Source organism: Litchfieldella anticariensis FP35 = DSM 16096, from assembly GCF_000409775.1.
Classification (GTDB): Bacteria; Pseudomonadota; Gammaproteobacteria; order Pseudomonadales; family Halomonadaceae; genus Litchfieldella; species Litchfieldella anticariensis.
Genome location: NZ_KE332391.1, coordinates 64,992 through 78,020 on the forward strand (window position 1 = coordinate 64,992; position 13,029 = coordinate 78,020).

General features: G+C 56.0%; 12 protein-coding genes and 2 pseudogenes. 5 read left to right on the forward strand and 9 right to left on the reverse strand.

Annotation, left to right across the window (positions count from 1 at the left end):
* Together L861_RS12780 and L861_RS12785 are read left to right on the forward strand one after the other, a co-directional pair.
* Nucleotides 1-399, forward strand: a pseudogene (locus L861_RS12780) (hypothetical protein); the annotation flags it as partial.
* A gap of 70 nt (nt 400-469) precedes the next feature.
* Nucleotides 470-757, forward strand: coding sequence for a LysR substrate-binding domain-containing protein (locus tag L861_RS12785; RefSeq protein ID WP_016417439.1), 288 nt, complete (start codon nt 470-472; stop codon nt 755-757).
* Between the two features lie 1,170 nt (nt 758-1,927).
* On the opposite strand, the gene L861_RS24555 is transcribed toward L861_RS12785, so the two are convergent.
* Nucleotides 1,928-2,218 (reverse strand): hypothetical protein, encoded by a 291-nt coding sequence (locus L861_RS24555; RefSeq protein ID WP_144063039.1) that lies wholly within the window; start codon nt 2,216-2,218, stop codon nt 1,928-1,930.
* Between the two features lie 384 nt (nt 2,219-2,602).
* Here L861_RS24555 and L861_RS12795 point away from each other — a divergent pair.
* Nucleotides 2,603-4,032 (forward strand): annotated as a pseudogene (locus tag L861_RS12795) (IS1182 family transposase).
* 311 nt (nt 4,033-4,343) lie between these two features.
* On the opposite strand, the gene L861_RS12800 reads toward L861_RS12795, so the two are convergent.
* From L861_RS12800 to L861_RS12825, 6 genes are all read right to left on the reverse strand, one after another.
* Entirely contained in the window at nt 4,344-5,657 is a 1,314-nt protein-coding gene (locus L861_RS12800) for a hypothetical protein (protein ID WP_016417442.1), read from the reverse strand.
* Nucleotides 5,658-5,783: 126 nt separating this feature from the next.
* A complete protein-coding gene (locus tag L861_RS12805; protein ID WP_144063040.1) occupies nt 5,784-6,167 on the reverse strand; it encodes a hypothetical protein in 384 nt (127 codons plus the stop codon).
* Between the two features lie 150 nt (nt 6,168-6,317).
* Nucleotides 6,318-6,593 carry a hypothetical protein gene (locus tag L861_RS12810; RefSeq protein ID WP_016417444.1) on the reverse strand — a complete coding sequence of 92 codons (276 nt, stop codon included), beginning with the start codon at nt 6,591-6,593 and terminating at the stop codon, nt 6,318-6,320.
* Between the two features lie 132 nt (nt 6,594-6,725).
* A complete protein-coding gene (locus L861_RS12815) occupies nt 6,726-7,043 on the reverse strand; it encodes a hypothetical protein (RefSeq protein WP_016417445.1) in 318 nt (105 codons plus the stop codon).
* 8 nt (nt 7,044-7,051) lie between these two features.
* Nucleotides 7,052-7,348, reverse strand: a complete 297-nt coding sequence (locus tag L861_RS12820; protein WP_016417446.1) for a YciI family protein — start codon at nt 7,346-7,348, stop codon at nt 7,052-7,054.
* A 264-nt stretch (nt 7,349-7,612) separates the two neighbouring features.
* The gene (locus L861_RS12825; protein ID WP_144063041.1) at nt 7,613-8,245 is read right to left on the reverse strand and encodes a TetR/AcrR family transcriptional regulator; all 633 of its coding nucleotides are present in this window, start codon (nt 8,243-8,245) and stop codon (nt 7,613-7,615) included.
* Nucleotides 8,246-8,412: 167 nt separating this feature from the next.
* Here L861_RS12825 and L861_RS12830 point away from each other — a divergent pair, with 167 nt between their 5' ends.
* Together L861_RS12830 and L861_RS12835 are read left to right on the forward strand one after the other, a co-directional pair.
* Nucleotides 8,413-8,847, forward strand: coding sequence for an ABA4-like family protein (locus L861_RS12830; protein WP_016417449.1), 435 nt, complete (start codon nt 8,413-8,415; stop codon nt 8,845-8,847).
* Nucleotides 8,848-8,864: 17 nt separating this feature from the next.
* Nucleotides 8,865-9,716 (forward strand): hypothetical protein, encoded by an 852-nt coding sequence (locus L861_RS12835; protein ID WP_016417450.1) that lies wholly within the window; start codon nt 8,865-8,867, stop codon nt 9,714-9,716.
* Between the two features lie 20 nt (nt 9,717-9,736).
* Here the strand turns inward: L861_RS12835 and L861_RS12840 are convergent, their stop codons facing one another.
* Nucleotides 9,737-10,777: a hypothetical protein gene (locus tag L861_RS12840; RefSeq protein ID WP_016417451.1), complete on the reverse strand. Its 1,041-nt coding sequence runs from the start codon at nt 10,775-10,777 to the stop codon at nt 9,737-9,739.
* Nucleotides 10,778-10,780: 3 nt separating this feature from the next.
* The gene (locus L861_RS12845) at nt 10,781-12,940 is read right to left on the reverse strand and encodes a hypothetical protein (RefSeq protein WP_016417452.1); all 2,160 of its coding nucleotides are present in this window, start codon (nt 12,938-12,940) and stop codon (nt 10,781-10,783) included.
* Nucleotides 12,941-13,029 lie beyond the last annotated feature (89 nt).

A 13,029-nucleotide genomic window follows, 5' to 3' on the forward strand; every position in this document is an offset into this window, starting at 1 on the left:
GCCGGTGATCTCATCTCGCGCTTCGGGCCGGCCGCGAGCCATGCTGCCGGCCTCACCGTGATGTCCGCCAGCCTCGCGCTGCTGGTCGTCATTCCCGGCAACTTCGCCCTGGCCCTGGCCTCCGCGGCCCTGTTCGGCGCCGGGTACATGACCCTCAGCGGTTTCTACCTGGTCAGGAGCACCCAAATCATGACCGAGGCGCCTTCCTTCGCGCCGGTGTTGCCGCTGCTCGCCACCTCGGTCGGCCAGGTCGCCGGCTCCCCCCTGGCCGGCTGGCTTGTCGGGGCCGAAGGTCATGTCACCACCTTCCTGCTCTTCGCCACCCTGGGACTCGCTATCGCCGGGCTGGGGACGTGGTTACTGAACGCGCGAGGCGCTGCCGATTGGCGCACCGTTTGATCGGGTCGTGTTCTGTGCACCCGGCGGCGGCGATACGCCCGGCCACCCCCTCCGGGTCCTGGACGCAGAAATGGAAAACGCCGCTCTTCCAGTATTCGAGGTTGTTCTCGGGCCGCTCGGCTTCAGTAATCAGATCGGCCTGATTCTCGAACTGGTGGCCCGTGGTCTGGGCTTTACCGTGTTGCCGTACTATGCGCGCCAGGCTTTCGCCCATCGGGAAGAGATCCAGGTGGTCGAGGGCAGTCCACCGGTGGTCGACAAACTATGGCTGGTCCACCATGCCGAGTGGCCGCTGTCGAGCCGGGCCCAACTTGCGCTAGAGTACCTGCGGAGTATGGGACAATTCCCGAACGTCTAGACATAGGGTCAATACAAGAACGGGAAATTCGCCCAACTGGCCAGTGCCGTCAACACCGACCATTCCCACAACGAGATACTGAGCATGCAAGGAGCATAATGGCGATCTCTTGCACAGCAATAAGTTAAAAGTTACCAGGAGATGCAATCTAATTAAGAAGTTGCTAACTGGCTCCAGTCGGCCAAGAACGGACGTTCAGCGAAAGCTCATATAACGCTTTTTTTCAGCGGTTGCCTTTCAAAGCGATGCGGAGAAGTGGCTGTCCGGTGGAGGGCCCTCAGGCCTGGAAAGCACTGCAACTAATTGTTATAGCTGACATTAATGCTTAAACACCTCTCGATATTTTGCATTGATCCATAAATTATAACCTGTTTATCAGCAGGTTGCTCGTTGCCATTCCTAATCCGGTTTCCGATTTGATTCATACTCTTGGCAGCGTCCAAAACCTTCGCAGAAGACGGTAGACCATAAAGGCAAGACAATCGTGAATACCAGATGATCGACTGCCTCTTTTGGAGTAATTCTGAGGCTAGAACGAAAAGCTCGTCTTGTGTCGACTCACTACCTTTGGCAGTGATTATCTCCCCCTGATTACGAAGAAAGAATTGAGTAACTCTCCCAAGAAGACTTCTAAACTCAAGGATAGGCTCAATGATGAATTTGATGATCATCTGACCGAGCACATAAACAGAGACACCTGCTATTACCGTTTCAAATACCGTGCTCATAAACCCATCCCTCTGGCTGGCCTTGTTAGGTGAAATTATCCCTTTGCTAATCACCTTTCTTGTGCTTGTGAGGCTTAAGTGATGGCGTATTCCCGGGAGTATTTTTGTTGTCCCGTTGACGCCTGTCTGGCTTACCAGTTGATTTAGCAGTTCTTTTTGGACCTGGTTTAATTCCCATGGTTTTCTCCTTTATAGGCACTATTGATCGATCCACGAAAGGGTTGCCACACCCTTACGCGGACAAACAAGCCTGCTGCTTGCCGGCAGGGCCGCTTGGGGTCGGAAGCCATCCATCAGCATAGACTAACATTCCTCTATCGGCCAGAAACGGAAATTTAGGAACACCAGATATTACGTTGCCAACATCGGCTGAGCGTAGCAAGTTCCAGCGCACGTAGTGCGCGATGCTGCTTGGCCTTGTTATGGTTTTTGTAACATTAAATCATTCTTTGCCTTTTTGGGTGACCTTGCCAACACCTTTTACAGTAGCCGGTCCAGCATGAAGGCTTCCAGAAGATTGTATTATCATTCCTTTTACATTTCCTTCATCATCACGAGAAAACTCTGCCATTCCAGATTCTTCTAAACCTCGAAGCATAAGGGTGTTTAAGTGTTTTAACTCATTGGCTTCCTTGGCGAGATCATTGGAAGCTTTTTCATAATAATGTTTTGCTGCACACCATGTAACGAGAGAGCCGACTATCAACCCGATTATTGCAAGAAGCATTTCCATATCTTTGCTCCAGTACAAAGGCCAGCTTTGGGGCAGACTTGTAGACGCGTAGCGACGGAAAGGCCGTCCCAGCCCCGCAAGGCGACAACAGCCGCTTGTTAGCCCTTATTCGAGTGGCCTATACCTCAGAAATTTTGGGCAAAGCCAGCGTCATCAAAGAGCAACATTCTTAGTTGCTTAAAACTAGCGGCCAGACAAATCATAGTATTCCCTACACGTCAAGAGACAGATAAACTATCCTACTGCATTTCCTAGCATGGCCGCTTTGGGTCATCATCTTATTCAATCCATTGTTAGGATAGGCTAAGGTTCCACAATCGGCCGAGGCTGTGTGAAAACGTGGCTCCCACTATACTCAACCCGTGACAGCTCGTGGAGGTGCCGATGAAGCGCTTCGTTTCAGGTGAGTCCCGGTCTCAGGCCACGTTGTTCCCAGAGTTCCTTGATGATTTCGTCACAGAAGACAACCCCGTCCGGGCCATCGAAGCCTTCGTTGAGGCCCTCGACCTCAGACATCTGGGGTTCCAGGGTGTCGATCCCCATGCCACCGGTCGCCCCGCGTATCACCCCGCTGTTCTCCTGAAAATCTACCTCTACGGTTATCTCAATCGCATCCAATCCAGCCGCCGCTTGGAGCGCGAGGCGCAGCGCAATGTCGAGCTGATGTGGCTGACGGAGCGCCTGACACCAGACTTCAAGACAATTGCTGATTTCCGTAAGAACAATGGCAAGGCGATCCGCGACACCTGTCGAGACTTTGTCGTGCTGTGCCGGCGCCTGGGGCTCTTCTCACAAGCGATCGTGACCATCGACGGTAGCAAGTTCAAAGCGGTCAACAATCGAGACCGCAATTTTACCTTCGCCAAGATGAAGCGGCGCGCAGAAGAGATCGAGAAGAGCATTGAACACTACCTACGCCAACTCGACTCGGCTGACCAGGGAGCCCTTGCTGTCACGGAAGCGCAAACCGCTCATCTGAAGGAAAAGATCGCCGCCCTCACGGAAGAGGTGCAGCAACTGCAAGCGATTGAAATCCGAAGAACCCAGGCACCTGACCAGCAGGTGTCGTTGACGGCCCCCGATGCTCGCTCCATGACGACGCGAGGCACTGGGGTGGTGGGATACAACGTGCAGACGGCCGTCGATAGCCGGCATCACTTGATCATCGCCCATGAGGTCACCAACGTCGGCAGTGATCGTGGCCAACTCTCCCGGATGGCCAAGCGGGCGCGTGATGCCTCCGGCACCAGCGATCTCAATGTTGTGGCTGATCGCGGCTACTTTAAGGGGGAAGAGGTACTCGCATGCCACGAGGCCGGTATCACCACCTATCTCCCTAAACCGAAGACCTCGCCGAGTCAGGCACGAGGGCTGTTTCCCAGAGAGGCACTCCGGTACGTGCCTGAAAGGAACGAATATCGCTGTCCGGCGGGAGAGCGCTTGATCTGGCGTTTCAAGAACGTCGAAAAGGGACAGGTGCTACATTGCTACTGGAGTTCCGCCTGCCCGGGCTGTTCAAGGAAGCCACAATGCACCACGGGGATATATCGACGAATCAAGCGTTGGGAGCATGAGAGTGTGCTTGAGTCGGTGCAAGGTCGACTGGATCAGAAGCCGGAAATGATGCGTCTCAGGCGCCAGACAGTCGAGCATCCGTTCGGGACGCTGAAAGCCTGGATGGGAGCAACGCATTTTCTAACCAAAACCCTCAAGACGTCAGCACGGAAATGAGCCTTCACGTGCTGGCCTACAACATGAAACGCGTCATGAACATCCTCGGCACTAAGCGATTGATTCAGGCGATGCAGGCATAATGTGCCTGCCGCCCTTATCGCTTCTGTAGCGGCCTCTGACGCTCTTCAGAGAAGCTTTCTCGGGGAGCATTATTTTGAATAACCTCGGATGTGACGATGATGAAAGCGCTAAGAAGCGTCTCATTGGCCGCTGAGGGTGGCTTTACTGCCAGATCCAGGCATCGACGGCGGTATTTTGTGTTTCCACACAGCCTCGGCCATAAGCTGATATTCAGCGTGTTCTGATATAACGCCGCCAGCAGGCGACTATTTTTACTGGAGCAAAGTGCAACGAAAAATGGGTCGCGCTGCCTGACCTTGTTAACTGTATGCTAATCTGCCAACCCAAGCTTCCTGCTGAACCAGTAGTAATCTTGGTAATTGAACTCACCATCTCCAAATATTTCATCAATTCTTTCTTTAATTATTGCGTAATCGTGCCTTGCCTGCCTTCTATCATGACACTGGCTGTTACTCTCGATTTTATGAGCTAGATCCCGAATGGCGTTTTTATTAAACAATCGAATAAAATTTGGTATCGCAACTTGAAAGCGGGAATCAGCCTGATTATAATTCATGCTCGTACCATAGTACGTTGAAACAATTCGGCAAAACCTTTCCTGCCATTCATCCGAGTCAGACATTTCTAATATGTTTTCAAACTGCTCTGGCGTAAACACCGGACGCTCGTCGCCTTCGATCCATTCTTCTATATCATCAGCATGCTTTTCTAGGCTTTCTTTTACAAACCAACCTACTATCTTGCCAACCTCGTCTTCAACAATGCAATGCTCGACCTTGAGTTTGGCTGCCTCGTTCAAAAGCGGATAAAGCTCACTGTTTTTAGAGAGAAAAAATACTAAGTAACTTAATGGCTCACCCGAATTTGCGATATTGCTATAGAAATCGACATCACCCTGAATGGCTCTGGGAAGCGCGACTTTATTCTTCTTGGCTATTACCTCCAGAACATGCAAGTTTATCAGCCTATTTCTATCGCACTTTTCATTTTCAAGTTTGAAGACAATTTTCCAAAGCGAACGAAATATATTGATCTCAACTGCCTGGGTTGTTCGGCTAAAATAACGATTTACTACGTACTTTTTTACCTTTCTTCTAGTATTTAAAATTTCCTTGGATTCGGAAATATCGCTCAACAATTCATTGAGAATGTGCTGAGTATAGAAAGGAGGCTTTGTTAGTAGATCATCGAGCGTATTCCGCAATAGAGACCTAACTGTTTCTTTATTTGGAGAATGAAGCTCTCGCTCCTTATTTAAAACAGGATGCGCTGATAAATGCCTCTGCTTTTGTAGATATCGAAGATTTTCGTATTCTGATGTGTCTAAAAGATTTGTTTTTTCGCAAACATCTTCAACGAGCTTTAGTTCCCACGAGGAAGATTTCGGGTCATTTTTTTGAATTTCGCTTACCTCATCTAAAATTTTTCTTGCCGATGCATCACCATATAGGTCAATTAGGCTTTGCAGCTTATAGACGATATCGCAAACAGCAACAGACCAAAGCATAACAACGGCTGATCTGTAATTTTCGTTGTGATAAGACGATAAGACTTCCCCAAAATAGTCTTTAGTTTTACCGTAGTGTATTTTTTCAGCCATCTTTTCTAACGAGAAAACTTGCATCTATAACCCTCAATAACTCGGAACAGTTAACGGCGAAGCACAGCGGCGACCTTGGAATGGCAACGAAGGAGCCATAGAAAGGGCGTCCGGCGGCCGCAGGCCGCGTACTGCTGCGATTTTTTATGCCTAAACAACATTGAAACCAGCGTTGAGCACACAGTAGCCAAGTATTTGAGGCTGAACGCTTTGATCATAAACGTGAATGTCAGATGGGTTGTTAACCACGCGATCCAGCTCCTGCGGCTGAAATTTAACGGCGAACACAGCGTAATCTTCGCTGATGTTGCAGCCTAGATGCGCAAGGCACCCAGAGCTCTTCTTGGCATACGACACCGATTGGAGCTCGCCTACCCCCAAAATAGCCGCGGACTGAAAGCCTTTCTCGACAATTGAGCTTTTGTGACGGAGCGGTGCCGCATGGAAGAACACGAGCGGATCATTCTCCAGCTCGTCTATGAACATGCAGTATTCATTTGCCTCTGCCGGTACAATAACCTCCCACAATTCCAAGCTACTCTCCTCTGTTACTACTGGGGGTTGGACTATGCATAACAGTTTTATTATATTCCGTTCTCGAAGTTCCACTTGAACGAGCATGCACATTCAGCAATGTTATACTGCACGCGACAAAAATTACAACCTATTGAAAAATCTATTAATTTATAGCCAGGCAGTATAATACCGATGAACATGCTTGCGGCCTTTGCCAGCATGGCCGCTCTGGGTCGACTCCTGACAGTCACCCGACAATCTCCGCCATTTCTTACCGGCCCTCGCCATATCGCCAAAAATATCGAAAGTGCACCAACTGGCGTCCTCGTTGTAGGGACAGGGGGTGACAACAGCAGCAAGGACGAGCGCCCCTTCGTCACGGGAAATAGTCGCGACGGCGTTCGAATGAAGCTTGATACGGGGTTCAGAAATATCCGGGGTCATAGCCAGCCCCTTGCGTACGTACTGTGTATTTTTATGTCTTGTGTTAAGTAAGGTTAGTACTTTTCCTTGAGCTGTCCATGACAGGATCATCGAAATGTAATGAGATATCTCACCTTGAAGAACCTATCCATCTCATGCACACGCCGGCGAATTGCGGAAGGTATAAGTATGAGAAAGAGCGGCCGGCAGCATCCGGCCGCTCTCCTGCACCTGGTCGGTTACCGCGCAGTGACAGCGTAATAGGGCCGTCGCGCAATATAGTCCTGGTGGAAATCGAACATCGAGACGTAGAACTCGCTCCAGCGTGCCCTGCGCGAAGTCGCGGATCAGCTCGACCATTTTCTCCAGCGGAAACGCCTCCGGGATGTTGAGGTCGATGGCGGAGCAGTTGGCGATGCCGTGATAAGCACATGGCCCCCGGCTCAGGAAGCGCCACTTGCTATTGATCACAGCGTTAATTATCCATGCGGGTCGAATAGTCGAACCTCCCGGATATTGACATCCTCCCAGACACGCCCGGTCATATAAGGCTCAGTCGCGAGCCAGGCATCCAGGGCCTGACGATCAGCGAACAGGAAGTGTGCATTCGAGCCGATCATTTTACCTTCCTCATTCAGGATCGCCCCGCCACTGAGGAAGTGGCCCTGCCTGGCGAGTTGGCGAAGGCCTTCCAAATGCGCTTCACGATGGGCTATGCGACGATCGATCGCCTCGGCATCGGTATAGTCGTAGGCCACGACAGCATATTGCTTCATGTCTCTCTCCTTGTGTATTTAGCTTCCCAGATGGGCCGAATCATGCGTCAGCCGAGCTCAGCAGCTAGCTGAGCCACCAGAACATCAGGTTATCCGAATAGAGCAACGGTTCGTACTCTCATCAGGTAGGTCGCGGGTTTTCGATTCCTCGCCCCCAAGTCGAGCCACGATGTCATCCTGGCGCACTACCGAGGTGATTCGCTTGATCACCGTAATGATGTGGTGGTCAATCCTTGGCTCGTCATCGGAGCGGACTGAGCCTTTTTACTGCTGCGGCAGCGACCGCTCGATGATGTCGGCAAGCACCGTCTCGGGGTCGCGTTCCAGCAGTGGCTGAAGAAATCCCATCCGCCCGGCGATCAGGAGATTGGCAATGCCGTGCACGATCGACCACGCGGCGGCGATATCCTTCAGCCCGTCTGCATCCGCCATCGGGTCGTCTCCGCGAATGTCACGCACACCGTTGACGAGGGTGGCGAACGCCCCCGACGCGTGCTGCACGAGATCGCTGTCTTCGCTCGAGGGCCGCTCGGAGCCGAACATCAGCTTGAACAGCATCGGATTGTCCCGCGCGAACGCGACATAGCCCACGCCAGCCGCCACCAGGTCCTGCCTCGGGTCACCTCTTTCGGCGTGTTGCCGGCTCGTCATGCTGCGGTTCAGCCGTTCGAAGCCGATGGTGGCGAGCGCTGTCAGCAGGGCATTCGCATCCTTGAAGTGATAGGCCGGCGCGGCATGGGAAACACCCGCCCGCTTGGCACAACCGCGCAGCGTGAAACCCTCCACGCCCTTCTCGGCAAGCTCTGCCTCTGCCGCATCAAGCAGCGCCCTGCGCAGGTCGCCATGGTGATAGGGTTGCTTTGGGGTGGGTGTTTTCGGGTTCATCTCTTTCTTCACTGTGTTGAAGCGCCTGCACGCCCTTTCTTGCCGTCCCCTAGTCTCCGCAACCGTATCAGGCCGCCCTGTCGATCACAATCTTGACGATGTAAAAATCAATCTTGACAGGAGAAAGAAAATCACCAATCTTTCCACTGTCAAGATAAAACGGCCAGTAGGAAACAGCCATGACGCCCGACATGATTTTCCCGTATGCCAACATGACCGCCCTGGCCGGCTGGGCCGTGCTGCTCGCCAGCCCATGGCTCCCGCGGCTTGCCGACCGCATTGCCGCGTTCCTCATCCCCGGCCTGCTCTCCGTTGCCTATGCAGGCCTCGTCCTGGCGTTTTGGGCCGGAGCGCAGGGCGGCTTCGACAGCCTCGACAATGTCGCGCGGTTGTTTGAGACGCGCGAATTGCTGCTGGCCGGCTGGCTCCATTACCTCGCCTTCGATATGTTCGTCGGCGCCTGGATCGCGCGCTCGGCCCGCGAGGCCGGGCTTGCCTTCTGGCTCGTTATCCCGTGCCTGGTACTGACCTTCCTGTTCGGTCCGGCCGGTTTCCTTGTCTTCATCACCCTGCGCACCGTCTACGCCCGCCGCACTGGAACCACCACCGCCTGACATCGAGGACCTTTCCCATGGCCGCTCACGTTCTTTATTCGTCGTTCCGTTGCGCAACTCCGGGCTTGCGCGCCCTTGCCGCCGCCTTTCGCGATCACGAACCGCGCTTCACCGCCCTCGGCCTCCTGTTGCTGGCGCTGATGCTACCGACTGGCTTTGCCGCCGCCGTGGACCCGCGCGAATTCCTGGGTGTCGACATCTGGGTGAAGCCGCTCAAGTTCGAGTTGGCGATCGCCACCTATGTTCTGACGCTCGCCTTCTTCGCCCGCTTCGTGCCGGCCGAGGTCCGGGCGAAGCGCTGGTATCGCGCCTATATCGGCGCGGTCGTCGCGGCGGTCGTCCTCGAAATAATCTGGATCGGCGGTGCCGCCGCCTTGGGCACGGCGTCCCATTTCAACGAAAGCGTTATCGGCGTGGTGATCTATGCGGTCATGGGTGCCGGCGCCGTGCTCCTGACCAGCGCCTCGACCGTCTACGCCGTCCAGATCGCCCGCAACACGAAACCGGAGATCGGCAGCGCGCTCAAGGAGGCGCTGGTTCTCGGCCTCGCTCTCGTCCTGCCGTTGACGCTTCTGTCCGCGGGAACGATGAGCAGCATGGATGGCCACTGGATCGGCGGCCAGCCGAGCGACGCTGGCGGCATGGCGCTCATGGGTTGGGCGCGCGATGGCGGCGACCTGCGCGTCTCCCACTTCTTCGCCACCCATGCGATGCATTTCATCCCGGCTTTCGGCCTTGTCTCGGCCACCTTCTTCGGCGCCGAAAACCGCTTGCCAGTCCGCATCTTCGGCCTCCTCTTCACCGCCTTTGTGCTCTACACCTTCGTCCAGGCCCTGATGGGCCAGCCCTTCTTGGCGATGGTGGGGTGAGGAGCGCCTGTGCCAGGCGATCAGCGCTGCGAGGCTTTCCACTCTCGGCAGTCCCGATGAGGACCGCTGAACGCGCCAAATGGGTAGTAGTCATCGGGGCAAATCGCAGCGAGATCCTCGGAATCCGTCAGGTCCCACATCCGTGCGACATTCGCGCGCCCGACCTGGATCAGGCGCCGTGCCCCACCTTCGGCGGCCGCGCGTATCTGATACTGCGTCGTCTCGCAGTTGCCGACCGGGTTGCCACGGTGCTCGATGCACAGCGTTTCGTACATGAGCTGTTCGAGGACTTCGCGCCTTGTGCGGTGAAAGTTCGCCTCACTGGGGCGAAGGATACCAAGGTCGGCCAGCATCTGCCCCGAGCAGGTGTCGGGTCTCAGTTCGGTCATCGCTTGAGAGGCCAGCCGCTCGGCCGCGCGCCGCTCCATCGCATACTCGAATTTGATCGCCTCGACGCGGTCGCGTAGCGTCTGGTTGTCGATAGTGTTGAACATCGCGTCGGCGAACGTCTCGCGTAATGCCTCGCTGTCTTCCAGCTCGCCTGAGACGGCGTCAATGTAAGTCTGTGGGTTGGTCGTATCGCCACCGGTATTCGCTATTACCTGCGAATAGATCGTATTGCCGGCGGCACGGATCGTAGAGACCACGACGCCCGAGCCTGGCAGCATCACGCTCAGCGCGTGCTGAAGGCCAGTGCCGAGCAGGGTCGCGAGTTGCTGCTGGGCAAGACTCTCGGCGTTATCTTCGGCGATCCGGTGGCGATACCAGGCGGCGAAATCGCGAAACGCCATCGCCACCGCATCCTGCTGGCGTCCAAGCGAATCCTCCACGTAGCGCCTCACATGCGGCTCGGCCTCGCGCAGGTACTGGGCGATCGCACGATAGTCGTCATCGGTCTCCATGATGTCGCGGACCCGGTCCTCGATGAACCAGCATGAGTTGACGTCGATACGCATGGGTTCGAAGTCGAAAGTTGTGACCGGCGGGTCGTCCTGTGCTCCTGCCCCGCCGACGGAAAGCGCTAGAAGCAGCGCCAGACAAAGTGTCGTCAGTCGAATCATGGATCAGTCCTCCGGAATCTCGTCGAGATACACGGTTCCGAACTCGCTGCTGACACGACCCGTGCTGTGGGTGGTGCCGTCGCGCATGCGCCAGAACACTTCGTAGTCGTATTCATAGTTCTCGGCGGGCTGCATGAAGTGGATCTTCTCGGAGACGCCCTCGCCATCGCGCGGGCGTAGCGACAGACGCCGTGAATACTCGTTTCCGCCGATTTCGTAGTAGAGGCGGACCTCGATGCCACGCACGCCCTCCGCGTCGAGGATGTCCGGGTCGGCCTCGAGGAAGACGGTGCGCCGCTGAAACGGAGGAGTGATGCCGATGGCGGCCTGATCGCTCGACTGCCAGTCGCCCACCACCTCGTCGCCACCGAAGAAGTTCCAACTGACGCGATAATCGTAATCAAGAAAGCTGTCAGTCGCCTCGTCATCAAGTTTGACGTACCTGAGGCGAAAGTCGTTGCCTTCTGCGTCGAAGTTCTCGCGGTCGATGCGGATGTCCTGCAGCGCCGGCGGTTCGGAGCCACGTTCCTTGCGCAGCACCACCGTAGCGAAGTTCACGTACTGGCCGAAGTCATCCACGTTCAACCCATCGAGAAATACCTGCACCTCACGCTGGCGAGCTGCCGTATCCGAGAGATCGACAGTATGGAAGACGTCCTCGTCGTCACGGAACTCGGTCAGGTCGCCGATATTCTCGTCGAAGCGCAACGACATCGTATCGGCAGTGTGCTTGTTGAGATCGATGGTGTACTCGCCGCTCTCCCGCACACGCTTCATTCGGTACGCGGCAACAATCGCGATCGGAACTGCCTCCTCCTCAGCCTCGATCTCCCCCTTCGCTTCTGCCTCGGCCTGAGCCTGGGAGTCTGCTTGCTGGCGTTCGGCAAGCTGCTCCTCTGCTTGATCCGCCACCTGGTCCTGCTCGGTAGCCATCGCTTCGTAGCGCTCGGCTTGTTGGGTGAACCGCTGGGCCAGAGCACGTGCTGTCTCGGCGGCTTCGCCGTCAAAGCGCTCGGCGTCGGCCTCGGCCTCGGCGGCGCCATCGCGTGCGGCTTGCGCGCGCTGACGCAGCTCGACCGCACTCTGCTGGGCATCGTCGCGTCGACTTTCTGTGGCACGCACCGCTCGTTCGGCCTGGGCCGCCTCGGCCTGGGCCTCAGTACGCTCGGCATTGCGACGGCGGATGTCCTCATTCGCCGACTCGGCCTCGTCGTTCCGCTGCTTCAGCAGGTTAGACGCCTTGTCCAGCATTGGTGTGCCGGACTGTCCGCCGCCGGCTGCGGCCGACAGCTCCGAGAGCGAGCCGACGCCTGTTGTCTCGGCTTTCTCGAAGATGATGTCGATCAACCGCTGATACGCCGTCTCGATGATCGCGTTCATGTTCTCGTCTTCGCCGACCTGGGTGATGCTGATCACGCCCTCGCGTCGCAGCTCATCGAAGGCGGACTCTATCTCTGCCTGCAGATACGGCGTCGCCAGGCCGGCCTCGAATGATTCATGCTCATAGATCCGGTCGAAGTTGGCTTCTATCAGCGCCTGCTTTGGCGCCCGATAGCCGTCGATATCGGCCTCGAACGAGAACGACACGTCCGGCGTCGCCCTGTTGAAATTCTCCCAGAGTTCCAGCGTGCCTTGCCGATTCAGCCTAAGTGACACCGCCGCACGGTCACCTTCCAGCAACGGCATATTGCCCACACCGACGACGGAATCTGTCGTCTCGGACCCTTCCTCGGCAAACGACGAGATCAACGCGAACGTCCCCGAGGTGAAGGTAACGGGACCGACGATGGTCGCGCCGGGAACAGCGTCGGTGACCGCGTCCCGCGCCTCCTCGATTTGCTCGTCGGTGACACCAAGCTCAACCACGGCGGTGACCACGCCGGCGGCATCGGCCTGCTCGACCTCGGTCTCCTCGCTCACCGGCATGATGTAGCGGGTGAAGGCGAACTGGGGCGTGCCATCCTCATGCCGGGCCAGGCGGGCATCGGTCGGGGCGTAAAAGAACTCAGTGTCGTCCGAGACCGAGGGAAACAGGGTCAGCGACCCTGCGCGCACCTGCCGGTCAAGCACGACCTGCTGGGCCAGCGCCGGCAGCGACGACGTGGACAACAGCAGCGCCAGGGCGCAGCAGCGTATCGGGACGTTTGAGGTGAACATGGTCATCTGTCCTCCACAACGGGATCGTTGGTGACGAACCTGCCATCGCCTTCCGCCATCTCCGGCACCAGGCAAAGCGAGAGAAACGCGCCGCA